We start from the raw sequence: 24,975 nt of genomic DNA on the forward strand, positions 1-24,975 counted from the left end.
AGGACGAGATGGTGGAGCAGACATCCGATGTCGCGATGCGGCGGCAGCGGCTCGCCGCGGGCCTCATCGACTACGGCGCGAGCTTCACCGAACTGGGCCGCCGATTCGCCGAAACCTTGGGCGTGCACTCCACCGACGCCTTCGCGCTGATGGAGATCGCGGCCGCCGAACAGGCCGCCGAGCCGCTCTCGCCCGCGCTGTTGAGCAAGCGGATCACGCTGACATCGGGAGCGATGACGACCCTGCTGAACCGGCTGGAGCAGGCCGGATACATCACCCGCAGTCGCGAGCACGCCGATCGGCGGGTGGTGACATTGCGGTGCAGCGAGAACGCGCGACGGCTGGCCGACGAGTTCTTCCGCCCGATCAATGCCGAGCAGGACGCGATCCTGGCCGACTACGAGCCCGCCCAACTCGCGGAGTTCGAGCGGTTGCTCGGGCGGCTGCGCACGGCGATGGACGGACAGACCGAGGGCGCCCCGTAGTCGGGACGCCCTCGGTTGTCAGGCGGCGCGGGCGGCTCGCAGCCCCCAGGCGTCGGCCAGGAGACGGTGGGATTCGAGACGGTCGGCGTGGTCGTGGGTGATGGTGGTGATGAGGAGTTCGTCTGCGCCGGTGACCTTTTGGAGGGCATCGAGCCGCTCCACCACGGTGGCGGGGGAGCCGACGATCTGGGCGGCCAGGCGGTCGTCGACCAGGCGGAGCTGGTCCGGGGTGAGCGGGGACGCTGTTGCGGGGTCGGGGTATTCGGCCGCGCCGCCGCTGCGGATGCTGTGCACCCAGTGCCCGTAGGTGCTCGCGTGGTGGCGGGCGGTGTCGTCGTCGGCGGCCACCACGACATCCGCCGACACGATGACGTGCGGTTCGGCCAGCAGCTCCGAAGGTCGGAACGCCGCCCGATACGCCGCGACCGCGTCCAGCGCGGTGCCGGGAGCAACGTGATAAGCCGCCGCGAACGGCAAACCCCAGGCACCGGCCAGCTCCGCGCTCTCGCCCGCCGAACTGCCGAACAACCACAGCTCGGTGTCGATACCTTCCCCCGGAACCGCGTGCAGCTCAACACCATTGGAGGTGAAGTAGCGGCCGTCGAGCAGCGCCTGAACCTCGGCGACCTGGTCCGCGAAGTTGAGCGACTCCGCGCCCGGTTGCTGCAGCGCCTCGATCGACGCGAGGAACTTCGAGCGGTCGGTGACCCGGCGCGGATCGAAAGGTGGTGGCACCACGACGCCGTCGCGGATCTGGGTGCGCCCGGTCACCGTGTCGAGGATCGGATGCCCGCCCTTGGTCGTGGCCGCGGCGGCGCCGAACTGGCTGCGTCGATGTCCTGACCGGCCGAGACCCAGATCGAGTCGCCCCGGATGCAGGGCGTCGACGGTGCCGAACGCCTCCACGATCGAGGCCGACGTGTGGTGGCCCACCTGCACCGCACCGGTCCCGACCCGGATGCGCGAGGTGGCCGCGGCGACCAGCCCGAGCAGGGTCAGCGACGACGAACTCGCCACCGACACGAAATGGTGCTCGGCCAACCAGTATCGGCGGTACCCCCACTGCTCGGCATGGCGTGCCAGGTCGATGGTGTTGCGCAATGCCTGTGCGGCATTCGACCCTTCGCTGATCGGTGAAAGGTCGAGGATCGACAGCGGTACGCTCATAGCTTCGGATCCTGTTCTCCCGCTTCGATCGCCACGCGCAGCCGGTTCTCGCGTGGCGCCACCGGGCAGGTGGCGAAGTCGGTGAACGCGCACGGTAGGTTCACGGCCCGGTTGAAGTCGAGGGTGACGGTGCCGTCGGCCCCGACCGCCCCGACGGCGAGCGAGCGGGCGGCCGGGTAGGTGGTGACGCCGCTGGTGGCGTCGGTGAACAGTACCTTCAGATCGTCGGGGGCGCCGAAGGCGAGCAGTGCCTCGTGGCTGTCGCCGATCCGGAACTCGATGATCCCCGCGGCGCTGTGGTGGTGTTCCAGCCCGTCGACCACGGCGCCGGTGGTGACCGTGCGTGCCTGCTCGAAGGCGGTGAAACGCCCGGTCACGACCCAGCGCGGGTCGGCCGGATAGGCGGCGACCCCGGTGAACGCGGTGAGGGTCGGCGCGGCCGGATCGTGCACGCGCACCGCGTACTGCCCGGAGCGCCGGATCACTTCGAGGACCTTCTCCTCCTTGAGCACGCTCACCCCCGGCGCGCCCTCCACCGGCCTCACGATCCGCACACCGGCGATCCGCTCGCCGTCCACATCGAGCCGGTCGGCGGGCTGGGCAGTGATGAACACCTTCTCGTCGGTGACCCACCAGGTGCCGGGGACGCCGTCCAGACGCTGCGGGCTGTCGGTGAGCCAGTGCAGCCCGGCCAGGCTGAGCCAGCCAAGCGGATCGCGCAGGCCGTCCTCGCGGGCCTCGTGCCAGCGCGACCACTCGTCGGCGAATGTGGCGGTGGTGCTGAGGTTTTCGACGGTGATGGTCATGATGCGCGTGCTCCTTCGGCGACGGTGTGGTTGGGGTGGCGCAGACCGAGGTGGTCGCGCAGGGTGGTGCCGGTGTACTCGGTGCGGAAACTGCCGCGTTCCTGCAGTTCGGGGACCACCTTGTCGACGAAATCGTCGAGTCCGGCGGGGGTCAGGTGCGGGACGAGGATGAAACCGTCGGCGGCATCGGACTGCACGTAGTGGTCGATCTGTTCGGCGACCTGGGCGGGCGTGCCGATGAACTGCTGGCGGGCGGTGACCTCGATGATGAGCTCACGGATGCTCAGCTTTTCCGCCGCCGCCTTCTCGCGCCACGCTTTCGCCACGGCCAGTGGATCTTTCGTGTGCCTGACCCGGCCGCGGGTGATCTCGGCGGCAGCGTCGGGTTCGACGTCGGGCAGTGGGCCGTCGGGGTCGTAGCCGGAAAGGTCACGGCCCCAGACCTGTTCGAGGAAGGCGATCGCGGTCTGCGGGCTCACCTGCTGGTAGCGGATTTCGCGAGCTCGCTCGTGCGCGTCGTCGGTGGTGTCGCCGAGGACGAACGTGGCTGCGGGCAGCACCAGCAGATCGCCCTGTGCGCGACCGTATTTCGCCAGGCGGCCCTTCACGTCGGCGTAGAACTTCTGGCCGGATTCGAGGGTGCCGTGCCCGGTGAAGATCGCATCGGCGGTTTTCGCGCCGAACTCGCGGCCTTCGTCGGAATCGCCCGCCTGCAACAACACCGGATGCCCCTGCGGGCTCGGCGGCACGACGAATGGCGCCGTGAAGTCGAACTGTGAACTGCGGAAGGATGTTTCGGGAATCTCGCGGGCGAAGACCCCACGTTCCCGATCGATCACCAGCGAATCGATGGGCCAGCTGTCCCACAGCGCCCTGGTCGCGGCGACGACCTCTTCCGCGCGCCGATACCGCTCGCTGTAGTCGAGGTAGCCGCCGCGCCGGAAGTTCTCACCCGTGAACGCATCCGAGGACGTGACCACGTTCCACGCGGCCCGGCCACCGGAGAGATGATCGAGCGAGGCGAACTGCTTGGCCACCTCGAACGGTTCGTTGTAGGTGCTGTTGATGGTGCCCGCCAGCCCGAGCCGCTGGGTCACCGCCGCCACCGCGTTGAGCACGGTGAACGTGTCGGGCCTGCCCACCACATCCAGGTCGTGGATCCGGCCGCGATGCTCGCGCAACCGCAGCCCCTCGGCCAGGAAGAAGAAGTCGAACAGGCCACGTTCGGCGGTGCGCGCCAGATGCTCGAAGGAGGCGAAGTCGACCTGCGATTTCGAGGCCGGATCGGCCCAGACGGTGGTGTTGTTGACGCCGGGGAAGTGCGCGGCGAGGTGGACAAGCTTTCGTGGTTTCGAGGTCACAGCGCTGCTCCTGTCGTGGCGTATCGGCTGGCGGGGCGGGGGAGACCCAGGTGGTCACGCAGGGTCGCGGGTCGACCGGCAGCGGCTGCGAGCGACGGGACCACGCCCGACTCGTGCGCGGAATCGCGCTGAGGCGCAGGCTCGGTCGCCGCGTCCACGTACGACGTGGTTGTCGGCGGGAGAACCGAACGTCTATGAGCGGCGATCGCGCGCAGCGTGGCCGGGAGTGCCAAGGGGCGCAACACCGCACCGTCGGCGATCTTGTTCCGTGCGATGTCTGCGAGCAGTTCGTCGAGTTCGTCGGCAGTGCCGACATGACGGAGCGAAGGCGAATCGTCACCGGTTGTCGACGGGGCACCGTGTCGGTCGTCCGCGCGGCGCGGGCCGTCCGCCTGTTCAGCCCACCCGGCGAGCTCACCTACATCCGCCTGCGCGCCCTCTACCGAATCCGCCAGGTGGACAGGAAGATCCAGCAGAATCCGCACGGTGTCGGGATCGCGCCCTGCGCCGGCGATGGCGGCGCGCAAGGCGATGCGGCGTTCGCGGGCGGTGGCGAGATCCGGGGCGGTGATGCGGATGAGGTCGGCGCGGTGAACGGCGACCTCGGTCGATGCCTCGTCGTCGGCGTGGATCGTGACGATCGGCTGGCCCTGGGGCGAGCGGGGCGTGATCGACGGGCCTTTGACCGAGAAGTGCTCGCCGACGAAGTCGATGTAGTGCAGGCGGTCGCGGTCGATGAACCGGCCGGTGGGCACGTCGCGGATCTCGGCGTCGTCCTCCCAGCTGTCCCACAGCCGGGTCACCACCTCGACCGCTTCGTCGGCCTCCTGCCACAGCGACGTCGAATCCTGAACATCCTTGCGCCCGAACGCCTTCGACTCGGCCGTGGACACCGTCACCTCCCAGCCCGCACGACCGAGACTCGCGAAGTCGAGCGCGGTCACCGCCTTGGACACGTGGAACGGTTCGGTGTGGGTCACCGGCACCTGCGGGATCAGGCCGATGTGGCTGGTCAGTGGGGCGGTGCGGGCCGCGATGGCGACGGCGTCGAGCCTTCCCCGGGTCACGGCCGCGCCACCGGATTGGATGCCGAACGAGTCGGGCAGGAAGACGGCGTCGAACCCGAGCTGCTCGGCCTCGGTGACCACGTGGGTCCAGTAATCGGCCGTGAACAGGTCTTCGGCGCCGGAGTCGGCCCGCCGCCAGGACGCGGGATGTATTCCGGTGCCTGCTGTTTCGAGGCCGAGGAACAGGCTTGGCTCGCTCATCGGGTGAGGTCCTTTCCGTCGAGGGGGTCGATCCGGGTACCGGGCGTGGGGATCGCCGCGAGCAGCTCCCTGGTGTAGGGGTGCTGTGGATCGGTGAACAAGGTTGCGGTGGGGCCGGTTTCGACGATGCGACCGTGGCGCATCACCGCGACCCGGTCACTGATCCGGCGCACAACGGCCAGGTCGTGGGAGATGAACAGGTAGCCGAGGGCGAGTCCGGTTTGCAGGTCGTCGAGCAGGTCGAGGATCTGCGCCTGCACGGAGGCGTCGAGCGCGGACACCGGCTCGTCGAGTACCAGTAGGTCGGGACGCAGGGCCAGTGCGCGGGCGATCGCCACCCGTTGTCGTTGTCCGCCGGACAGTTCCGCGGGCTTTCGGGTGGTGAAAGCCGCTGGGAGCGCAACTTGTTCGAGTAGTTCGGTGACCCGTCTCGCACGGTCGCCGACGCCGTAGGCGCGCAGTGGTTCGGCGATGATGTCGGCGACATCCCAGCGCGGATCGAGGGAGGAGTACGGGTTCTGATACACCACCTGGAATCGTTGGCGCAGGGCGCGCAACTGCTTGCGGCGGACGCTGGTGAGGTTGTGACCGTCGAAGGTGACGGTCCCGCTGTCGGCTTCGGTGAGTCGCACCGCGATCCGTGCCGTCGTGGACTTGCCTGAGCCGGATTCGCCTACCAGCGCAAGGGTTTCGCCACGGTCGAGACTGAACTCGACGTCGTCGACGGCGGTGATGGTGCCCGATCCCGCATGGAATCGTTTGTGCAAGGCGCGAACTGACAGCAAAGGTGCTTCCGCTCTGGATCGCAGGGGCCGGAACTCGGTAGGGGACAGGGCGGGCGAGGCTGCCAACAGTCGCTGGGTGTAGGGCTGTGCCGGGTGGTGCAGAACCTGTGCGGTGGCACCGGATTCGACGACCCGGCCGTGTTCGAGCACCACCAGCCGGTCGGCCCGCTCGGCGGCGACGGCCAGGTCGTGGGTGATCAGCAGGACCGCAGTCCCCCGCGCGGCGGTGCGTTCGGCCAGCCGGTCCAGGACCTGCCGCGCAACTGTCGCGTCGAGCGCGCTGGTGGGTTCGTCGGCGATGATCAGCTCTGGCCCGCAGGCCAGTGCGATGGCGATCAGCACTCGCTGTCGCTGCCCACCGGACAACTCGTGCGGGTACTGCCTGGCCCGAACCTCCGGGCGGTCCAGCCCGACTTCCTCGAGCAGATCCAGAGCCTGCAGCGCGGCCCCGCGCCGGTCGGCCAGCCGATGTACGAGCAGGGCCTCCGCCACCTGATCGCCCACCCGCAGTACCGGATTCAGCGAAAGGCCAGGATCCTGCGGGACGAACCCCACCCGTGCGCCCCGCAGTCGCCGCAACGTCTTCTCGTCGTCGGGATCGACCTGCTCGCCGCCGAATTCGATCCGGCCCGAGGTGATGTGCGCCGACGCACCGAGGAGCCCGATCACCGCGTGCGCCAACGTGGACTTCCCCGAGCCGGACTCCCCGACGAGGGCGACGACCTCCCCGCGGGCCACCGTGACCGACACACCATCGAGTGCGGTGACAGCGCCCGCGCCGACCCGGTAGTCGATGTGCAAGTCGTCGACTCGAAGCAGAGGAACGCTCATCGTGACGTGGTCCTTCCTGCGAAGCGGCCGAGACGCTGGGCCGACAGCACCACGGCGACGATGACCAGACCGGGCAAGGTGGTCAGCCACCAGGCGGAGGCGAGGAAATTGCGGCCCTCCGAAATCAGCGAACCCCATTCGGGGGTAGGCGGTTTGGTGCCGTAACCGAGGAAACTGAGTGAGGACACCGCCAGCACCGCTATGCCGAATTCGACTGCGGCCAAGGCGAGTACGGGCTGGAACGAATTGGGCATGATGTGCCGGACGAGCACCGCGTACCAGCGCACCCCAGATGCGTGCGCGGCCTCGACATAGGGCGCGTGCCGCACCCGCAACACCTCCGAACGCATCACCCGCGCGAAGTTCGCGATCAACGACACACCCACGGCGACAGCCACATTGCGGGTGCCGAAGCCGAGCGCGGTGACCAGTGCCAGCGCGAGCAACAGCGACGGAATCGACAGCAGCACATCGACAACCCGCATGATCGCGGTGTCGACGATGCCGCCCGCCGCGCCGGACAGCAGCCCGAGCGCCGATCCGACGACCAGGGCGATCCCGACCGCGGTGAGCGTGGCGGTGAGCGAGAGCCCCGCACCGTGGACCATGCGCGTGTACAGGTCGCGCCCGAGATTGTCGGTGCCGAACCAGTGCGCCGCGCTGGGCGCCTGGAATTTCTCCGCGGGCACCCCGGTCAGCGGATCACCGGAGGCGAACACCGACGGCGTCACCGCCCACCCGACGGCGAGCACGAGCACTACACCGGCGAGCACGAGTCCGAGATGTCCGCGCGTCCAGCGGAGAAGTTGGGCACCGCGAAACCCGCGCGCGGAGCCGGATGTCGAGGCGGGTCGATCAGCGACTGCCTCACGTCGAACAAGAACGTCAACCATGGTCGCTCCCTTCGGTATCGGTGGTGCGAGTCCGAGTAGGTTGGCGCGTTCCGGTGATGCGCGGATCGAGCAGCGGGTAGAGCAGATCGACCGCCAGATTCACCGCCACGAAGATCAGCGCCGAGAGCAGCACCACCCCTTGGACGACGGGGATGTCCTGATTGAGCACCGAAGTCTGGGTGAGCCTGCCGACGCCCGCCCGGGCGAACACCGACTCCACCACCACCGACCCGGCCAGCATGGTGCCCACCAGCACCCCGGCGATGGTGAACGCGGGCACGCTCGCCAGCCGGGCGATATGGCGGCGCTGCACCCACCACCGCGATGCCCCCTTGGCCAGCGCCACCTCCGTGAACGGCTGCCGCCAGGTCTGTTCCAGCCCGGCGGCCAGCACCTGGGCCAGCACCGCACCGATCGGCAGCGCCAGCGTCAGCGCGGGCAGCAGGGTGCCGCGTAGTCCGGTGCCGCCGAAGGCTGGGAACCAGTGCAGGCGGAACGAGAACAGTTGCAGCAGGAGCAGGCCGGTCCAGAACGTCGGTACCGAAACGCCCAGTGGGGGAAGCGCGCTCAGTGTGTTGCGCAACCACGGTCGCCGTGTGTAGGTGGCGGCGAAGGCCAGTACTGTCCCGCCGATGATCGCGAAAAGCAGTGCGAGAGCGGTTAGTCCGAGCGTTGACGGCAGCGCGTCAGCGAGAGCTTCGGTCACCGGCTGACCGGTGTTGATGGAACGGCCGAGATCGCCGGTGACGGCATTGCCCAGCGCGGTCACGTATTGCTCCCACAGCGGCTTGTCCAACCCGTAGCGAGCTTGCATCTCGGCGACCGCCGCCTGGTCGACCGGCGTGCCGGTGCCAGCGCTGTCGGCCGCCATCGACACCGGATCCGCGGGGAGCAGGTACAGCACCACGAACGAGATCGTGAATGCCGCCCACAACACCCAGATCGCCTGCAATACACGCGAACCCAGGTATCGAGCAGTGCCACTGCCTGCCGAGTTCGTGCGGCCCGGACTGAGGCGTGGAACGACGCGCCGACCCTGGAGACCGCCGCGAACACCTCCACTCGCCGCGCGCCCGTCCCGTGAATCCCCGTCCGAGGCGCTCATCAGTGCCCGCTCAACCAGGTGTCGAAGAACTGCAGTCGAGCCGAGGCCTCGAACTTCAGATCCTGCGTATGCGAGGCTGCGCCGATCGCCTGGGACAGCTCGATCGTGGGGATGGAGAGCCCGTTGGCGAGGATCAACCGCTGCGCGGTTTTGATCAGTTCCGCTCGTGCTGCGGGATCGCTGGTGGCCAGCTGCTTGTCGAGAGCCTCATCGAGCTCCGGAATCGGGCCCCGCGCATTGAGATTGCGTCCGGTCAGGGAAAACGACGTGCGCAAGATGTCGCCGTCGGCGCGGGTGTTGTTGCCGTAATTCGAATCGAAGTCCTTGGCGTTCTGCCGCGCCGTCCACTCCGGCGTCGACACCAGGTCGAGCTTCAGTTCGACGCCCACCTGTCGCAACTGCTGCTGCACCAATTCCAGGATCGCCTGATTGCCCGCGAAAACCTGGCTGAAGGTCACCGAAAAGCTCAGCCGCTCACCGGCTTTTGTCCTGATGCCGTCGGGGCCGGGTACCCAGCCGGCCTGCTCGAGGATCGACTTCGCCTTGGCCGGGTCGTAGGCCAGTTCGGCCGACAGATCCGTGTAGCCGGGGGTCGTCGCGGCCAAGCTCGAGGTGGCGGTTCTGAACTGTGGGCCGAGGACGGTGTCGACGAGCTGCTGGCGATCCAGTGCGGGGAGTAGCGCTTGGCGCACCGCTGGATCTCGCAGCGGGCCACGAGTCACATTGAGGGAGAAGCCGAACGGAGTGCCCGGGTTGGAGGTGGACAGCACCCGGCCGCCGGTCGCTTCGATCTGCGGTGCGTCCTGTGGCAGTGCGTCGCTGATCGCGTCGAGCTGGCCCGATGCCAGGCTGCCGGTGCGCACCCCGGATTCCGGAACGACGGTGAACTCGATCCGATCCAGGTAGGCCTCACCCTTGTGTGCGAAAACGGCTGAACCCCAGTGGTATCCGGCACGCTTGGCCAGTGTGGCGGAGGTGTCCTGCTTCCACTCGGCGTAGGTGAACGGTCCGCTGCCGATGGTGTCACCAGCGCAGCGAGCCTCCGATGGTCTGGCATTGGTCGACTGGCTCAGGATGCCGAGCTGCGATGTCGAGGAGGCCTGGAGGAACTGCGCGTTGGGCTGACTGAATTCGACTCGGGCGGTGAGCTTGTCGACGGCCGTGGTGCCGACATAGTTGGTGAGATAGCTCGCACCGAGCGGAGCCTTCGCCCCGCCGAGTTCGATCACCGCGTCGAAGGTGTCGCGCACCGAGTCGGCGGTCAGCGGGGTTCCGTCGCTGAAGCTCACCCCGTCGGCCAGCTTGAACGTGAAGACCTTCGAGTCCGGGCTGACCTCCCAGCTTTCGGCCAGCCACGGCGTGATGGCCCCGGTCTTCGGATCCTGGTCGGTCAGCGAATCGACGATCTGGCGGGTCACATAGATGGTCTGGTTCGAGCCGGCCTGCGCCGGATCCGAGCAGGTGGGCGCCTGCGAGAGCCCGTAGCGCAGAGTGCCGCCGGGCTGCGGCGGACCGGCCTGGCCGCCCTGATCGCCGGTGCCGCTCCCGCACGCCACCACAGTGGTCGCGGCGGCGAACACACCGGCGAACGCGGAGAGACGATGTCGAATCACGAGGTAACTCCAGACAATTGGCGACCTGCGGCCAGCGGACGGCTCGGAATGCGGCGGCGCAGCTCGGGCGCCACCTCGGCCTGGAACAGCTCGAGACTGCCCAGGTAGTCGGCTTCGGTGCGGCCGTCGCGTTCGGCGGACAGGTGGATCACCTCGTGCCCGAACTGCTCGTGATAACGGCCGACCTTGTCGATCACCTGCTCCGCACTACCGACCAGCGCCGACGATCGGGCGATGAAATCTTCGACGGTCTCGAACACGACCGGATTGCCGACCTTGCGCTGCAAGGCGGTCCGTGCCTCGTAGAGCGGCCGGAACACCTCGACGGCCTCCTGCGAGGTCCGCGCGACATGGAAACCCGCCGTGCCCGCCCCGACCAAGGCGTCAGCCGGGTTGTGACCGTAGTGCGCCCACTGTTCGCGATAGTGGCGGATCAGCTCGGCATACGGCTCGATCGGATGGGTGACATTCGCCGAGAACACCGGATCACCGTGGCGCGCGGCCAGTTCCACCGACTCCCGGCTCGTCGCACTGCCGTGCCAGATCCGCACGCGCGGCTGCAACGGTCGCGGGAGCGCCTTGGCCGCGGTGAGTGACGGCCGAAATTGGCCCGACCACGTCACCTCCTCGCTGTCCCACAGCGCCCGAAAGAGTTCGTACCCTTCACGATTGCGCTCCCACTGGTCCTCGGTGGTGACGTGATAGAGCTGCGCTTGCGCCGCCCCGTTGCCCTTGCCGATGATCAGCTCGAGCCTGCCCTCGGACAGGTTGTCGAGCGTGGAGTAGTCCTCGAACGCGCGCACCGGATCGAGCAGGCTCAAGGTGGTGACCGCGGTGAACAGGCTGATCCGCGTGGTGACCGCGGCGATATGGCTCAGTACCACCGGGGGAGCGCCGGACAGGAACGGGTCCTCGTGCCGCTCACCGACCGCGAATCCGTCGTAACCGAATTCTTCGGCGCGCCTTGCCTGTTCGATCACTTCGTGCAGGCCGTCACGCGTTGTCGGGACCACACCGGTGACCGGGTCGGGCACCCGGGTGATCAGTGTCATCAGCAGGAATTTCATGCCCGTGCTCCTGATCTCTCGAACGAACTCATGCGGCGGGCTTCTTCGGCAGACCGGGCGGGTTGATGCGCGACTCGGTGACCTTCTCCGAATCCAGCCCCCAGCGATCGGGGACCTTCTGATAGCTGCCGTCGGCGATGGCATCGACGAGGGCCTTGTGGACGGCGGTGTTGAGGCCGCTGTTCTTCTTGGTGAGCACCGCGATCTCGCCTTGCAGGGCGTCACCGGCACCGGAAAAGGTGGCGATGAGCTTGGTTTCGCCTGTGGTCGTCGAGTGATAGACACCGGACGGGTTCGGCCCGAGGTAGCCGTCGAGGCGCTTGGAGGGTGCCAGGAACCGGCGATCCGGGGGAGGTCGTCGGCGGCACCAGCGGGCGGAGCATCGCCCAGCGGGGCGGTCTCGACGCCGGAGACAGTGGACGCGGTCAGCACGAAAAACTCCTCCATCGATCCCGGCAGAAGCACCCGCACCCTCGAAGGGCGGGTTGCTGCGACGTCGTAGAGCCGGGTCTCTCGGTCGCTCTGGATGGTTGTGCTCGCCTGCCTCGCGGCCCGAGCTGAATCAGCATGTGACACAGGTGTCGTGGTCGCAACGGTAGAAATCAGCGTGAGCGCAGGGGTTGGAACCGGCCGCCGGGGCAGCCACAATTGCCCCGGTTCGGTTCGCTGGGAGATTGCGACGCGCCGAACCCCCGGTTACTTCACCTTGCCCGATTCACCCATCGCACGCGGTAGCGTCGGCCTTCTCTGCGTCGATGAGGAGTACGTCGTGAACATGGGGCGTCGTTCCACCACACTGACCGCGCTGACGGCCTGCGCCGCCGCGTTGCTGCTGACCGCGCCGTCGGCCACCGCTGAACCGGCCGCGCCGGTGACGCCCGCCGTCACCAGGGACGCGCCGAACGCCACTCCAGCCGCGGGCCCGGGCGACCTGCTCGGCGCCTACCGGACCGTCGTCGAGACGCTGAAAGCCATGGGTATTCAGCCGTTCCTCTATCCGACGGTTGCGGCGAACTGCACCGGTGACGGCGCGGGGCTCGTCCCGGCGGTCGCGGGTGCGGTGCCGGGTCCGTGGCCGACGAACACGCTGCCCACTCCGGGACTCGACCTGTCCGCGGTGAAGTCCGGGCAGACGTTGTTCACGTTCCTGCCCTATGGACTCGCTCCCGACACTGCTGCTACGAAGACCTCCGGGATGCAGGTGGCGTGGCTCAATATCAGCACCGGACGGGGTGGGATGGCTTCGATGGGGCCCATTGCCGACCTCGTTCGGGCGATGGTTCCGCCCGAGGTTCCTGTAGAACTGCGGCCGCTGGCTGAAAACGCGATTCGCGACTTTCTCTTCGCCGCTGTTCCCGTCGGTGGTGTGCGTGCGGTGCCTGTGGACACTGGGCGTGGCACTGTGCTGGCTGCCGTCTTCGGAACCACTGACAACGCGGGGCGGTCGTGCTTCTTCTTTCCGACCGTCGGCATCACTGAGGTTCCTTGAAACCTGCCGGGCGCCGTCCGCTCGGTTGAGGTACCCGCCGTGGCAACAGTCGTTCGCTTATGGAGCGGTGAAGATGTCGTGGGTGCCTATTCGCCGCCAGATCACATGGGCCTCACCCGTCGTCACCGAGTCGCCGTAACTGAACGTCGCGCGCCCGTCAGGCGCCCACGTCATCTCCCAGATGTTGTCGTAGCCCTTCATCTTCTTGACGCGCAGTCCAGGGCGGAACCCGGCTCCGGCGCGCAGATCTTCGACCAGGATCGACACCGATCGTAGGAAGGCTACTTGCTGATCGCGAGTCAACTTTTGCCAATCTCGGGTGAAGAGCGTCAACCAGGCATAGGTGGGCATCAGTGCCGCTCGGGCTGGATCTCGGCCAGGTCGATGCCTGCGGAGGCAGCCAGTCCTCGCAAGAACGAGTCACCATCTTCGAAGACCTCGTGCGGGACGCCCGCGGCCAGTTCCTGGTCAGCTTCTTGCTCTTTGCGCTGCCATTCCGGGGTAAAGAACCATGCCTGATCGACCGGGATCGACCGATAGCCGCGCACCGTGACATCACCAGCCTCGTTGACCGTGAATTCCAGTTCGTCATCCTCGCGAACATGCAGCACGGCACGGATTTCCTGAGGCAGAGTCACTTGATGGCGACTGCCTCGGATGCGTGCACGGATGTTCATCGCGGTCATGCCACAGTGTAGCACGGTGCTACGGTGCTACAGAAGTCGACGGCCGCCAATTGTGTCGACAAGCTGGTACTCGGTCAGGCGCGGCGGGCGATGGCCTCGTCGGGAGCGACCAGGGGGCGCTGCTTCCAGCGGAGGCGGCCGGTTTGGTGGCGGTGGTGGGAGCGGGTCCACAGGGATAGGTAGTGGGCTACTGCTACCGGGTGGGCCAGGGCTGAGGCTAGGTCGGAAGGTGTCGGGGGGCGGCGGGTTTCGATGGTGCGGGCGGTGAGGCGGCTGGTGACTGCGGCCAGGTAGCCGAGGATTCCCGCGCGGCGGGTTCGGCCGCGGCCGAGTAGGGCGGCCAGTGGGGGGATCCAGTAGGCGAGGGTGGCGAGGATCCCTATGGCTGCGCCGGTGTCGCGGCGGCCGCCGTAGGCGGACCAGAGCCAGCGGGTGTAGCCGTCGGTGAGTTCGGTTGTGCCGGTGTACATTCGGGTGCTCGCTGCGGGGCCTGCGGTGACCAGAGCGGTGCGGTGGCCTACTCGGCGGATCGAGCGGGCCAGGTCGAGGTCTTCGGTGGCGCTGGCGGCTACGGCTGCGTGGCCGCCTGCGGCGCGGTAGGCCTCGGCGTCGACGGCGAGGAACTGGCCGCAGGCTACGGCGGTGGAGGGGCGCAGGCTGTGGTTGGAGGGGCCTACGGGCAGGGTTGATGCCCATGACCAGGCGAGCAGGGGCTGGACCAGGCGTTCGGTGGGCGAACCGGCTTCCTGGATCGGCCAGGCCGAGACCAAACCTGCTCCGCGCCTGCGTAATTCGGTGACCGCCGCTGCGACGGCGTGGGGTGCGAGGCGCACATCGGCGTCGACGAAGACCAGGGCTGCCGCGTCGGTGCGGGCGGCGAGGCGGGCGCACGCTGCTGCTTTGCCGGTCCAGCCGGGGGCGGGGTGGGCGGCGGAGCGGAGCACGGTGAAGCGTTCGTCGCCGGCGATCGCGGTCAGTGCGGCGTCGTAGGTGCCGTCGGTGGAGGCGTCGTCGAGGATCAGCACGTGCAGGCGGGGGACACCGGTCTGGGCGCGCAGGTCGGCGATCAGGGCGGGTAGGTGCTCGGCTTCGTCGCGGGCTGGCACGCAGACCGTGACCGGTTCGATCACGCCCGCGACGCCGCGCGGCAGGGTGCGCAGGGTGAGCAGGTTGTAGGCGGCGGTGCTCGCGCCGAGCGCGGCGAGGCCGGTGCCTGCCCAGGTCAGGTAGCGAGCCGCCGCGCCCATGTCAGCGGCCCAGTCTGCGGCTGGAGATCTCGCGCCACATCTCGGAGGGGGAGAAGCCGCCACGGGGGGCGTGCGGTGGGGCGGGGTTGCGGTCGCGGAACGCCAGCCCGGCGATCAGCGCGGCCACCGCGAGGGTGATACCGCCGACGATGCCGGCCCAGCCCGCGAACGAGCGGGTGTTGGGGTCGGCGTATTTCACCTCGGCGCGCAGGGTCGACACCTCACCGGCGGGCAGCTTCCACGAGACGGTGTTCTCGCTGTTGGCTGTTTCGCGGGTGCCGTTGGTCTTGGCGACGCGCGCGGGGAAGGCGATGGAGAACTGCACGTCCGAACCGTGTGGCGGCACCGATTCCAGATCGACCCGGCCGGTGAGACTCACCAGATCGCCACTGCGCTGGAAGTCGAGGGTGAACATGCCCTGCGTCTGATCCGACAGCCCGCCGAGCTGGCCGACCTCGCCGAAGGACAGATCGTCGAAGAACACCTGGGTGCCGACGTAGCCGTCCTGGTTGTAGTTCTCCACCCGCACCTTCGACGCCAACTGCGCGGGCGACTTCAGCTGTGGTCCTTTGTCCTCGGGCCCGGTCGGCACCACCGCGGCGACGATCCGACCCGACACGCGGTCGTTCGACGACACCCCCATCGACACCTGCACGCGCAGGCACCCGGCCAGCGCGGGCACGAGCAGTGCCAGCAGGACGGCAACGGCCGCCACGCGCCGCGCGGGCACGCGACGACGCGGTGAAGGAGTGGGCATGTCGGCGACGGGACTCGGCTGCACGATTGACATCGTGCCAGGCTCAGGCCCCAGAGCCCACACGACGGGCCCACCACCCACGCCGATCAGGCATTTTCGCGCCGATTCGAGGGGTGTCGAGGTGGGTTCGGGCGCTCACGCCGTGCCAACAGGGGGATTCCGAGCACGCCCAGACCGCAGAAACCCCAGATCGCCGACGCGGGCAGCCCGAGGAACACCGCGTGCGCGAGGGTCGAACCGAGCCAGGTCCACCCGAACACCGCGACCGGGACCGCCACCGAGGGATCACGCGGTGGCGCGAGAAGCCGATCGAGCAGGGTGAGCAGCACCGCCATGACCGTGGCGACGAGCGCCCAACCCAGATAGTTCGTGTACGGGATCTCGGGCAGACCGGGCAGCCCGGCGTCGCGGACCGCCCAGGTCCACTGGCCATCGGCGACCATCTGCGGATCGAGGAACAGGTCCCACCCGACCGCACCGAGGACGAACAGTCCCACGCGTCGCACGGTCCTGGCGGACATCAGGATGCCCGCGACGATCCAGATCGAGTACAGCCCACCGGTCCAGGCGAGGGGCACCACCAGTGGAACGTCCGCGACCGCGGGTCCGAGCCGGTCGACGGCGTAGGTATAGCTACCGAACGGGAATCCGGTGGCGGTGCCGACGATTTCGGCGGTGAGTCCCAACCCGGACACGATGACGAAAAATCCGACAGCCCACCGCAATCCGCGAGTCGTAGCCGCGTGCAGCAACGCGGTCGCGGCCGACAGCGCCACCACGGCAACCGTGATCCGGTCGCGCGCCACATCCGTGCTCAATGGGTAGGTGATCTGCGCGAACACCAACGCCAGCGCGGTGGCGGCGGGAATCGCACGGTAGGGATCTGCGCGTAACCAGTCGCGGATCGCGACGACACCGCGACGCGGCGCATCCGCCCCGTGCTCGCGGGCCGCGCCGGTCACAGGCGCTGCCGAACGCTCGACCCCGCGGTGCGCGTCGAGTGAACGCCCGTATTGCCGGTTCGGCCCGGGCACACAGCGGCGCGCGCGTGCCACCGTGGGTATCGAGCCAGTTCCGGGAAGTCGGCGCCGCGGGCCGACGGCGCGTCGCTGCCGAGCACCTGCGACGAGAAGGCGTTCATCGCTTGCGTGGCAGCAGGAATCGAGGCTTGCGGCGATCGCCGAGAACCAATCGCGCCGCGCTGCGACCGCTCGCGCCCGACACTCCGCCGCCGGGATGGGTGGACGCGCCGGTCAGATAAAGGCCGGGAGCCCCGGGAACTCGCTGACCCGACAGCTCGGGCAGCGGTCGCCACAGCATCATCTGGTCAAGCGACATCTCCACGTGCATCACATTGCCGCCGCGCAACCCCATCTCCCGCTCGAGATCGACCGGCGTCTGCACGAATCGCTGACGCACCGACGAGGCGAAACCCGGTGCGTACCGGTCGACTTCGGCGATGATCCGATCCGCCTCGTGCTCGGCGTGTGCTGCCCAGTCGCTGCCGTCGGCGAGCTCGTAGGGATGCCACTGCGCCCACAGCGACAGCTGATGTTCGCCGGCGGGTGCGATGGACGGGTCGAGCGCGCTGAAACTCATCGCCAGCACCACCGGGCGCGGCGGCAGCGAACCGGCCAGCGCGGCGCCGTGGGCCAGTCGGAGCTGTCGACGGTCGGAGACGAGGAACTGCAGACCACGGGCGGATTCGGCGGGGGAGGCGCCGGGGTACTCGGGTAGCCGATCGGTCGCCAGACGCACCACCATGCCGATGCCGGGGCCGACCCGGATGCGCCGCTGCCAGTCGTCGAGGACCGCGGGGTCGAAATCGCCCGCGCGCAACAGGTCCAGCGTCGAAAGGATGTGGGAGCCCGCGATCACCGTGTCGGCGTGCAGGGTCCGGCCCGCTGCGGTCGTCACCTGCCACCCACTGCTGGACCGGCGTAGCGCGGTGACGGCGTCACCGGTGTGCAGCTCGCCACCGTCGGCCCGCAGCCGCGCGATCAACGCCGCGCTGAGCGCCCCACTTCCCCCCACGGCACGGCCGGGCGGCAAAGTGTGCATGAGCGCGGCGAACCCGGCCATCGGCGCGGTCCCCGGTTCCGACATCGGCGGACCCGACTGCGCGCCGAACCACGCCAGCGACGCCTTGAGTCGTTCGTCGTCGAACCAGAAGTCCAACAGCGCGTCACCGGACTGCAGGAACTCCCGCGACAGCGCCGATCCACCGGCCCGCGCGTCCAGCCCCCAGAACGAGCGAACGAGCCTGCCCGGCGTCGGCGGGCCACCGAACGAGCGCATCACCCGCGCGCTGCGCTCGCCCCACACCCCGACGAACCGGCGATATGCGTCAGCGTCCTTGACACCACACGCCGTCGCGATCGACGCGCACGTCTCGTCGAGATCACGGTGGAAGACGATCGGCGGGCGCACACCGTCGGACGGGGTGAACCCCCACGGATCGCAGTCGAGATAACGCAATCCGAACCGCTCGAGCTCGAGCTCCTCGATGATCCCGGTGTGCCGGATCATGATGTGCGCCGAAGAACCGCGATCGACAAGATGGCCGGGGAAACGCTCCACCGTCGAGACCGCGCCACCGGGCACCTCATCGCGTTCGAGCACCTGCACCCGGTGCCCGGCCCGCGCCAGATAACAGGCTGCGACCAGCGCGTTGTGGCCGGACCCGACCACCACCGTCGTCATGGGTTCGACGGCGGCATCGGCAGCCTGCGCCCGAGAATGGCGAAGGGCCTTGTATCGCCCGCGAACACGAAATTGCGGATCACATCGGTGAATCCCGCCCGTCGGTACAGATTCCAGGCCCGGTTCGCCTCCTCCGGGACCTCCGGCGTCGACAGCAGCACGGCGGCCTCGGTGCGATCGGCCAGCAGTCGCTCCAGCAGTCGCGCGCCGATTCCGCGTCCCTGCGCGGCGGGATGGACGTGCAGCTCGGTGAGCTCGAAGTAGTCGGCCAGCAGGTCGCGCGCGGCCGCATCGGGCCACCCGCACCGGCGCATCCCGGTCTGGACCTGCTGATGCCACCACTGTCGCGGGGCGCCGCTGTAGCCGTAGGCGATGGCCAGAATCGGCGCGGTGCGCAGGTCGACGCCACCGGCATCGTCGGGCAGCACCGCGGCGACGGCGCGCCAACCGGTCCTTGTGGTGTGCTCGGTCCACATCGGGGCGCGATGGTGTTCGGTGCCGCGCGGGTACTCCATGGCGGCCACATAGACCGAGAGTGCGTCGTGCAGGCGCGCGCGCAAGGCGGCGACGCTCAGGTCGACGACGACGGGTGCGGGGGTGTGATTCGGCTTGACGGCTGTCATGGCTCTCGTCGATGGCGCGCGGACGGGGAAAGTTGTCAGTGGGTGTCCCTATATTCAATCTCAATTCAAACGTTCGAATGCTAGTTCGATCAGTGCGAGGGGCGAAAGGGGCAGCAGATGGCTGGTCACAACGATGGTCGAGCACACGCGAGCCACGACGGGCGCGCCGGTGGACTACTACGCCAGGCCGACGCGCTGCTCACCGATTCCGCCTGGGAGCACGAACCGGGGGAGCGATTCCGTACCGCCTACCTGGCCGCGCTACGCGGTGCGGGTTCGATGATCGCGCTCACCGGAGCCGACCGGGCGCCACGTGCGCGCTCGCGCAGCGCCTGGGTGTTACTGCGACGCGCCAGCCCGGAGTTCGTGATGTGGGCCGACTACTTCGAGGCGCACTCGCAATTACGGGCCGCGTTGGAGGCCGGATTGGACCGTGCGATCACCGACACACAAGCAGATGAGTTCTGCTCACGGGTGGGCGCATTCCTCTACGACGTCGACGATGCGCTGGTAGCCGCGGCCAAGAGCCTCCCGCAGCCGAGTCGTGGCCGCGACATGACCGCTTAGTTATGACCGAGTAGGTGGTACGCCACCGATCGAACTCGTATCATGGGGAGCAGATAGCCGCCAAGGTCGGCTACCCGTCGCCTACCCGGAGGCGACCAGCCACGCCTAGTGCCGGGGGAGGTACCGTGCCACTCTCCGAGCACGAGCAGCGCATGCTCGAACAGATCGAGAGCGCTCTCTATGCTGAGGACCCGAAGTTCGCCTCGTCCGTCCGCGGCGGACGACTTCGTTCCACGTCGAGTAGACGCAGACTTCAGGCTGCGGCGTTGTTCGCCGTCGGCCTTTTTCTGCTCGTCGCCGGCATCGCCGCCCCGTTCAAGCCGGGCGGTTTCCCGATCATCAGTCTCGTCGGATTCATCGCCATGTTCGGCGCTGGTGTCCTGTTGATGATCGGCAACTCGCGTCGCGCCGCCCAACCGGACGAGACCGAGCACCCCGCGGCGGGCAGCGGCCCGTCGAGCGGACCAACGGCCCGCGGTAGTCGCCAGCGCAAGTCCGGCGGCTTCTCCGAGCGAATGGAAGACCGATTCCGGCGACGGTTCGAGCAGGAATAGCTCACACCTAGCCGGACCCGAAAGGCGGCGCCACACCCACCGCGGGTGCGGCGCCGCCTTCGTGCGTTCCGGGGCGCCGCACCCGGTCAGGGTGGTTCCCCCACCTTCCCCACCGCGCCCCACACTTCCCCCACCAGGTCACGCGACCTGTGCCGCACCTGCGATGTTTGCTGAACGTTGTCGGAACGACGGGTTGCCGACCCGCGCGGGTTGCCCGAACACGGGATAACCGCGAATCTCAGTGATAGCTGGGATGACCTGCGGAATTGTGTTGGCGGGGAGCAGGATCACGCAGGGTTTCGATTGAAAGTGGGGGAAAGTGGGGTAATGTGGGTCGCGCACTACAGGAGAGGCCGCACGGCGAGGTGAATCCAGTAGGGAGGTGGCCGAGATGTTCCTCGGTACCTACACCCCCCGATTGGACGACAAAGGGCGGCTGACGTTGCCTGCGAAGTTTCGAGACGATCTGGCGGGAGGGTTGATGGTCACGAAAGGCCAAGACCACAGCCTGGCCGTGTATCCCAAAGACGAGTTCACCGCGCTCGCGCGGCGGGCCGCGTCGGCGTCTCGAAGTAACCCGCAGGCAAGGGCTTTCGTCCGAGCGCTGGCGGCAGGCACCGACGAGCAACGTCCGGACGCACAGGGCCGGATCACGCTGTCGCCGGACCATCGGCGCTATGCGAACCTCTCGCGGGATTGCGTGGTGATCGGTTCGGTCGACTTCCTCGAAATATGGGATAAGCAGGCGTGGGAGACCTACCTCGAAGAACACGAGGAGGACTACGCGCAAGCCGGAGACGAGTCGCTGGGCGGAATCTTCTGACCCGGAGCACGCGAGTGCTGCGAGGCCTCTGCCCGGGCGTGGACCCTGACGTACTTCCCCGACGCCAGGTGCCTTGCCCCGGTCAGAGACCTCGAAGCATTCGCACCATCAACTCATTCGAAAAGCACTGTGTGGCAAGGCGACCCGTCTGCGACGCGAGGCAGTATCCCGGGAGGTCGAGGTGAACCATGACGCCGAGAACCCCCGTCATGTGCCGGTGCTGCTGGAGCGCGCCGACGATCTGCTCGGCCCCGCGCTGAGCGAACCGGGCGCCGTCTACATCGACGCGACGCTCGGATTGGGCGGGCACGCAGAACATTTCCTGCGCACCTACCCGCAGGCACGTCTGGTCGGACTCGACCGCGACACCACCGCGTTACGGATGGCCGGCGAGCGCCTCGCGCCCTACGCCGACCGGATCACGCTGGTGCACACTCGCTACGACGGCATCCCCGAGGCGCTGGCCGAAGCGGGACTCGACCGGTTCGGTTCCGTATCAGCGATTCTCATGGACCTCGGGGTGTCGTCGATGCAGCTCGACGAGGCCGAACGCGGCTTCGCCTACTCTGTCGACGCGCCCCTCGATATGCGGATGGACCCGACCACCGGCATCACCGCCGCCGACGTGCTCAACACCTACAGCCACGGCGACCTGGCCCGGGTGCTGAAAACCTATGGCGACGAACGGTTCGCGGGCAAGATCGCCTCGGAAGTGCTGCGGCGGCGGGTGGTGAAACCGTTCACCACCAGCGCCGAGCTCGTCGAGGTGCTCTACGCGAGCATTCCGGCCGCGGCGCGGCGCACCGGCGGGCATCCGGCCAAGCGTTCCTTCCAGGCGTTGCGCGTGGAAGTCAACGGTGAGCTCGACTCGCTGCGGGCGGCACTGCCCGCGGCACTGGATTCACTGCGGGTGGGCGGACGGATCTGCGTCATGTCGTATCAGTCGCTCGAAGATCGGCTGGTCAAACACGAACTCGCGCCACGGATCATCTCCAGGTCCCCGATGGACCTGCCGGTCGAACTGCCCGGCATGGGACCGGAATTCACGATGCTCACCCGTGGCGCGGAAAAAGCGACCGAAGCCGAGATCGAGGTCAATCCGCGATCCGCGCCGGTGCGGATGCGCGCGGCCGAACGAATCGCGGAGAGGTCAGGGAGGACACAGGAGGGGACACGATGAGCGTGCGGACGAGCACAGTCGCGGTGCCGAGCAAGACCGCTCGGCGCGTGGAGGCAGCCGAACGAGTGAAATCCGGTGCGGCACAGCGGGCCTACGCCCGCAAGCGCACCAGGGAACAGTTGCTCGACGGCATCGAACTGCCCGCACGCGACTCGACGATGGCGGGACGGATCCCGTTCGTCACCGCGATCATCGGTCTGCTCGGCTGCGGCCTCGCCCTCACCCTGTTGCTCACCACCCGCGCCGCCGAGGACAGCTACCAGCTCAGCGACATCAGGGCGACCAACCGTCAGCTCGCCGACGAGCGGGCCGCGCTGCAGCGTGAGGTCGCCGCCGCCGACTCCGCTCCCGAATTGGCGTCGCGCGCACGTGAACTCGGCATGATCCCCGCGAAGGATCCGGCCCGGCTGGTGGTCGGCGCCGACGGCGAGGTGACGGTGATCGGCGACCCGACGCCCGCGCAGGGTGCGCCGGTGCCGCCGCTGAACGGCCCGCCGACCACCACTGCGAACGGCCCCGCGCCCCGGCACGCCCAGGCGCAGGGTGAGCGCGTGGTGCCGGTGCAGCCGGGTGCGGCCACGGCCGCGCCCACCGGTGTGGCGCCGAACGCGCTCGCGTCACCGGCCACGAATTCGCCGCAGGCTCCGGCTGTTTCGCCGCAGCCTGCAGTCGCTCCGGTGCCGACTCCGATCGCTCCGGCCCCGGTCGAAGCCGCCGTGCCCGCCCCGCCGAACGGCCTCGCTCCGGTGACCGTCCCCGATCGGGTCGACGTCGCAGCGCAGGGTGAACCGCTGGCCGCGGCCGACACTCCGGGTGTCGTCCCGGATCCGACCGACGCGCCGCTACCCGGTGCGCCAACCCCCGTGGCCGGACCGCCGAGCGAACAGCCGCAGGTCGTCGAATCGCAGGACGCTCCCCGATGAAGCGGAGTGGGCCCGCGTCGCAGCAGCGACGCGGGCCGGTCTCGTCGAGGGCCCGCTCCGGGTCGCTCTCGCCGGACCGGCCGATCCGGCTGCGCCTCGGCGTCGGCCGGGTCACCCTGCTGGCGACGCTGGCCGTTGTCGCGTTGCAGCTGCTCTACATTCAGAGTTTCGCCGCCCCCGCGCTGTCGGCGCAGGCGGCCTCGCAGCGCACCATCAAGGCGACCGAGGCGGCCGTGCGCGGTCCCATCACCGACCGGCACGGCAACCAGCTCGCCTTCACGCTCACCGTGAAAGCCCTGACCTTCCAGCCGGTGACCGAGCGCGAGAAACTGGTCGAAGCCAAGAAACTCGACCCCAGCGCTCCCGATCCGGAAAAGCGGCTCGCCGACATCGCGAAGTTCATTCACGACAAGCTCGGCGCTCCTTCCGAGAAGGAACTCCTCGACAAACTGAAGAGCGACAAGAAGTTCCACTACCTGGCCAAGAACGTCGATCCGCGGGTGGCCGCCGAGGTCACCAAGAAGTTCCCGGAGGTCGGTGCCGAACGCCAGGACCTGCGTGAGTATCCCGGGGGTTCGTTGGCGTCGAATGTCGTCGGCGCGATCGGCGGTGACCGGCACGGCCAGGTCGGCCTCGAGTCGGCGCTGGATTCGGTGCTGTCGGGTACCGACGGTTCGCGCACCTACGACCAGGGTTCCGACGGCGCGGTGATCCCCGGCAGCTACCGCGACCTGCAGCCCGCGGTGAACGGCCACGGCGTCGAACTGACCCTCGACGCGGACCTGCAGTACTACGTGCAGCAGCAGGTGCAGCAGGCCAAACAGGTGTCCGGCGCGTCCTCGGCCTCGGCCGTGGTGCTCGACGCCAAGACCGGCCAGGTGCTGGCCATGGCCAACGACGGCACCTTCAATCCCGCACTCGGCCCGAACCATTGGGCCTCGGGCAAGATGAGCAACCCCTCGGTCGCCGAACCCTTCGAACCGGGCTCGGTCAACAAGATCGTCACCGCGGCGGCCGCCATCGAATACGGCGTGACCACCCCCGACGAGGTGTTGCAGGTGCCCGGCTCGATCCGCATGTCGGGCGTCACCGTGAACGACGCGTGGCAACACGACGTCGCGCCCTACACCACCACCGGGATCTTCGGAAAGTCGTCCAACGTCGGCACTCTCATGCTCGCCCAGCGCGTGGGGGAGGACCGGTTCGCCGACATGATCGACCGGTTCGGGCTCGGTCAGCGCACCGGTGTCGGCCTGCCCGGCGAGAGCGGCGGCCAGGTGCCCGCCCGCGATCAGTGGTCGGGTGGTTCCTTCGCGAACCTGCCGATCGGCCAAGGTCTTTCGATGACGACCCTGCAGATGACCGCCATGTACCAGGCCATCGCCAACGACGGCCTGCGGATCCCGCCGCGCATCGTCAAGGCCAAGGTGGCGCCCGACGGCACCCGCGCCGAGGAACTGCAGCCCGACGGTGTGCGCGTGGTCAGCCCGCAGACCGCGCACACCCTGCGCGAACTGTTCCAGGCGACGGTGCAGAAGGACCCGATGGGTGTGCAGATGGGCACCGGCGTACCCGCCTCGATCGAGGGGTACCAGGTGGCGGGCAAGACCGGCACCGCGCAGAAGGTCGACCCCGCGTGCCGGTGCTATTCGACCTCGGAGTACTACAGCACCTTTGCCGGTATGGCACCCGCCGACAACCCCCGCTACGTGATCGGCATGATGCTCGACGCGCCCGTGCGCAGCTCCGACGGCACCGGTGGCGGATCGGCCGCACCGCTGTTCCACAGCATCGCGTCCTGGGCGTTGCAGCGCGACCGGGTGCCGCCCTCGCCCGAGCCGAAGCGACTGGTGCTGGAGGCGGTGTCATAGCGGCTGGCGCCGCGGGTTCTCGGCCCCCGGTTGCCCGCCTCTTCCCTCCCTCCGGGTACTCCTTCGTCGCACCCTCCACTCAGTCCGGAGGCGGGCGGGCCGAGAACCAACAATTAACTCAACCCACGTTGTCCCTCCGACACCGCGCGTCGGTAACCTGACTGCTCGTCT

24 protein-coding genes, 1 pseudogene and 1 riboswitch are annotated in these 24,975 nt (G+C 68.5%); of the genes and pseudogenes, 8 read left to right on the top strand and 17 right to left on the bottom strand.

The window, feature by feature from the left end; genetic code table 11:
* The first annotated feature begins 8 nt into the window (after positions 1 to 8).
* Positions 9 to 485, top strand: a complete 477-nt coding sequence (locus ACFW6D_RS21160) for a MarR family winged helix-turn-helix transcriptional regulator (RefSeq protein ID WP_379330583.1) — start codon at positions 9 to 11, stop codon at positions 483 to 485.
* A gap of 18 nt (positions 486 to 503) precedes the next feature.
* Here the strand turns inward: ACFW6D_RS21160 and ACFW6D_RS21165 are convergent, their stop codons facing one another.
* The 10 genes and pseudogenes from ACFW6D_RS21165 to ACFW6D_RS21210 form a co-directional block, all read right to left on the bottom strand.
* Positions 504 to 1,652 (bottom strand): LLM class flavin-dependent oxidoreductase, encoded by a 1,149-nt coding sequence (locus ACFW6D_RS21165; protein WP_379330585.1) that lies wholly within the window; start codon positions 1,650 to 1,652, stop codon positions 504 to 506.
* A complete protein-coding gene (locus tag ACFW6D_RS21170; RefSeq protein WP_379330587.1) occupies positions 1,649 to 2,458 on the bottom strand; it encodes a DUF1684 domain-containing protein in 810 nt (269 codons plus the stop codon). Before ACFW6D_RS21170 ends, ACFW6D_RS21165 begins: the two co-directional genes overlap by 4 nt.
* The gene (locus tag ACFW6D_RS21175) at positions 2,455 to 3,819 is read right to left on the bottom strand and encodes an NtaA/DmoA family FMN-dependent monooxygenase (protein ID WP_379330589.1); all 1,365 of its coding nucleotides are present in this window, start codon (positions 3,817 to 3,819) and stop codon (positions 2,455 to 2,457) included. Before ACFW6D_RS21175 ends, ACFW6D_RS21170 begins: the two co-directional genes overlap by 4 nt.
* On the bottom strand, positions 3,816 to 5,087 hold the full coding sequence (locus ACFW6D_RS21180) for an LLM class flavin-dependent oxidoreductase (RefSeq protein WP_379330591.1): 1,272 nt from the start codon (positions 5,085 to 5,087) through the stop codon (positions 3,816 to 3,818). Before ACFW6D_RS21180 ends, ACFW6D_RS21175 begins: the two co-directional genes overlap by 4 nt.
* Positions 5,084 to 6,703 (bottom strand): dipeptide ABC transporter ATP-binding protein, encoded by a 1,620-nt coding sequence (locus tag ACFW6D_RS21185; protein ID WP_379330593.1) that lies wholly within the window; start codon positions 6,701 to 6,703, stop codon positions 5,084 to 5,086. Before ACFW6D_RS21185 ends, ACFW6D_RS21180 begins: the two co-directional genes overlap by 4 nt.
* Positions 6,700 to 7,596 (bottom strand): ABC transporter permease, encoded by an 897-nt coding sequence (locus ACFW6D_RS21190; protein ID WP_379330595.1) that lies wholly within the window; start codon positions 7,594 to 7,596, stop codon positions 6,700 to 6,702. Before ACFW6D_RS21190 ends, ACFW6D_RS21185 begins: the two co-directional genes overlap by 4 nt.
* Positions 7,589 to 8,563 (bottom strand): ABC transporter permease, encoded by a 975-nt coding sequence (locus tag ACFW6D_RS21195; protein ID WP_379330743.1) that lies wholly within the window; start codon positions 8,561 to 8,563, stop codon positions 7,589 to 7,591. Before ACFW6D_RS21195 ends, ACFW6D_RS21190 begins: the two co-directional genes overlap by 8 nt.
* Positions 8,564 to 8,700: 137 nt before the next feature.
* Entirely contained in the window at positions 8,701 to 10,314 is a 1,614-nt protein-coding gene (locus ACFW6D_RS21200; protein WP_379330597.1) for an ABC transporter substrate-binding protein, read from the bottom strand.
* Positions 10,311 to 11,381 (bottom strand): LLM class flavin-dependent oxidoreductase, encoded by a 1,071-nt coding sequence (locus ACFW6D_RS21205; protein ID WP_379330599.1) that lies wholly within the window; start codon positions 11,379 to 11,381, stop codon positions 10,311 to 10,313. Before ACFW6D_RS21205 ends, ACFW6D_RS21200 begins: the two co-directional genes overlap by 4 nt.
* A gap of 28 nt (positions 11,382 to 11,409) precedes the next feature.
* Positions 11,410 to 11,706, bottom strand: a pseudogene (locus ACFW6D_RS21210) (ABC transporter substrate-binding protein); the annotation flags it as partial.
* A 115-nt stretch (positions 11,707 to 11,821) separates the two neighbouring features.
* A riboswitch (SAM riboswitch) is annotated at positions 11,822 to 11,914 on the bottom strand.
* 242 nt (positions 11,915 to 12,156) lie between these two features.
* On the opposite strand from ACFW6D_RS21210, the gene ACFW6D_RS21215 reads away from it, so the two are divergent.
* On the top strand, positions 12,157 to 12,870 hold the full coding sequence (locus ACFW6D_RS21215) for a hypothetical protein (protein ID WP_379330745.1): 714 nt from the start codon (positions 12,157 to 12,159) through the stop codon (positions 12,868 to 12,870).
* Positions 12,871 to 12,927: 57 nt separating this feature from the next.
* Here ACFW6D_RS21215 and ACFW6D_RS21220 read toward each other — a convergent pair whose 3' ends face one another.
* From ACFW6D_RS21220 to ACFW6D_RS21250, 7 genes are all read right to left on the bottom strand, one after another.
* Complete coding sequence (locus tag ACFW6D_RS21220) at positions 12,928 to 13,137, bottom strand: hypothetical protein (RefSeq protein ID WP_379330601.1); 210 nt, start codon at positions 13,135 to 13,137, stop codon at positions 12,928 to 12,930.
* 83 nt (positions 13,138 to 13,220) lie between these two features.
* On the bottom strand, positions 13,221 to 13,556 hold the full coding sequence (locus ACFW6D_RS21225; RefSeq protein ID WP_379330602.1) for an AbrB/MazE/SpoVT family DNA-binding domain-containing protein: 336 nt from the start codon (positions 13,554 to 13,556) through the stop codon (positions 13,221 to 13,223).
* 74 nt (positions 13,557 to 13,630) lie between these two features.
* Positions 13,631 to 14,803, bottom strand: coding sequence for a glycosyltransferase family 2 protein (locus ACFW6D_RS21230; protein ID WP_379330604.1), 1,173 nt, complete (start codon positions 14,801 to 14,803; stop codon positions 13,631 to 13,633).
* 1 nt (position 14,804) lies between these two features.
* Positions 14,805 to 15,593 (bottom strand): LppM family (lipo)protein, encoded by a 789-nt coding sequence (locus ACFW6D_RS21235; protein ID WP_379330606.1) that lies wholly within the window; start codon positions 15,591 to 15,593, stop codon positions 14,805 to 14,807.
* Positions 15,594 to 15,646: 53 nt separating this feature from the next.
* Positions 15,647 to 16,465: a carotenoid biosynthesis protein gene (locus tag ACFW6D_RS21240; protein WP_379330747.1), complete on the bottom strand. Its 819-nt coding sequence runs from the start codon at positions 16,463 to 16,465 to the stop codon at positions 15,647 to 15,649.
* Positions 16,466 to 16,697: 232 nt separating this feature from the next.
* Positions 16,698 to 18,263, bottom strand: coding sequence for a phytoene desaturase family protein (locus ACFW6D_RS21245; RefSeq protein WP_379330608.1), 1,566 nt, complete (start codon positions 18,261 to 18,263; stop codon positions 16,698 to 16,700).
* Positions 18,260 to 18,886: a GNAT family N-acetyltransferase gene (locus tag ACFW6D_RS21250; protein ID WP_379235864.1), complete on the bottom strand. Its 627-nt coding sequence runs from the start codon at positions 18,884 to 18,886 to the stop codon at positions 18,260 to 18,262. The genes ACFW6D_RS21245 and ACFW6D_RS21250 overlap by 4 nt, the downstream gene beginning before the upstream one ends.
* 117 nt (positions 18,887 to 19,003) lie before the next feature.
* Here ACFW6D_RS21250 and ACFW6D_RS21255 point away from each other — a divergent pair, with 117 nt between their 5' ends.
* The 6 genes from ACFW6D_RS21255 (at position 19,004) to ACFW6D_RS21280 (ending at position 24,804) form a co-directional block, all read left to right on the top strand.
* Positions 19,004 to 19,453: an SAV_6107 family HEPN domain-containing protein gene (locus ACFW6D_RS21255; RefSeq protein WP_379235866.1), complete on the top strand. Its 450-nt coding sequence runs from the start codon at positions 19,004 to 19,006 to the stop codon at positions 19,451 to 19,453.
* 125 nt (positions 19,454 to 19,578) lie between these two features.
* On the top strand, positions 19,579 to 20,007 hold the full coding sequence (locus ACFW6D_RS21260; RefSeq protein ID WP_379330610.1) for a DUF3040 domain-containing protein: 429 nt from the start codon (positions 19,579 to 19,581) through the stop codon (positions 20,005 to 20,007).
* 391 nt (positions 20,008 to 20,398) lie between these two features.
* Positions 20,399 to 20,830 (top strand): division/cell wall cluster transcriptional repressor MraZ, encoded by a 432-nt coding sequence (gene mraZ / locus ACFW6D_RS21265; RefSeq protein ID WP_056816815.1) that lies wholly within the window; start codon positions 20,399 to 20,401, stop codon positions 20,828 to 20,830.
* A 181-nt stretch (positions 20,831 to 21,011) separates the two neighbouring features.
* On the top strand, positions 21,012 to 22,010 hold the full coding sequence (rsmH, locus tag ACFW6D_RS21270) for a 16S rRNA (cytosine(1402)-N(4))-methyltransferase RsmH (protein WP_379330612.1): 999 nt from the start codon (positions 21,012 to 21,014) through the stop codon (positions 22,008 to 22,010).
* Positions 22,007 to 22,933, top strand: a complete 927-nt coding sequence (locus tag ACFW6D_RS21275) for a hypothetical protein (protein WP_379330614.1) — start codon at positions 22,007 to 22,009, stop codon at positions 22,931 to 22,933. Before rsmH ends, ACFW6D_RS21275 begins: the two co-directional genes overlap by 4 nt.
* On the top strand, positions 22,930 to 24,804 hold the full coding sequence (locus tag ACFW6D_RS21280) for a peptidoglycan D,D-transpeptidase FtsI family protein (RefSeq protein ID WP_379330616.1): 1,875 nt from the start codon (positions 22,930 to 22,932) through the stop codon (positions 24,802 to 24,804). Before ACFW6D_RS21275 ends, ACFW6D_RS21280 begins: the two co-directional genes overlap by 4 nt.
* Positions 24,805 to 24,975 lie beyond the last annotated feature (171 nt).

The sequence above is a fragment of the Nocardia sp. NPDC058705 genome (genome assembly GCF_042749305.1).
Taxonomy (GTDB): domain Bacteria; phylum Actinomycetota; class Actinomycetes; order Mycobacteriales; family Mycobacteriaceae; genus Nocardia.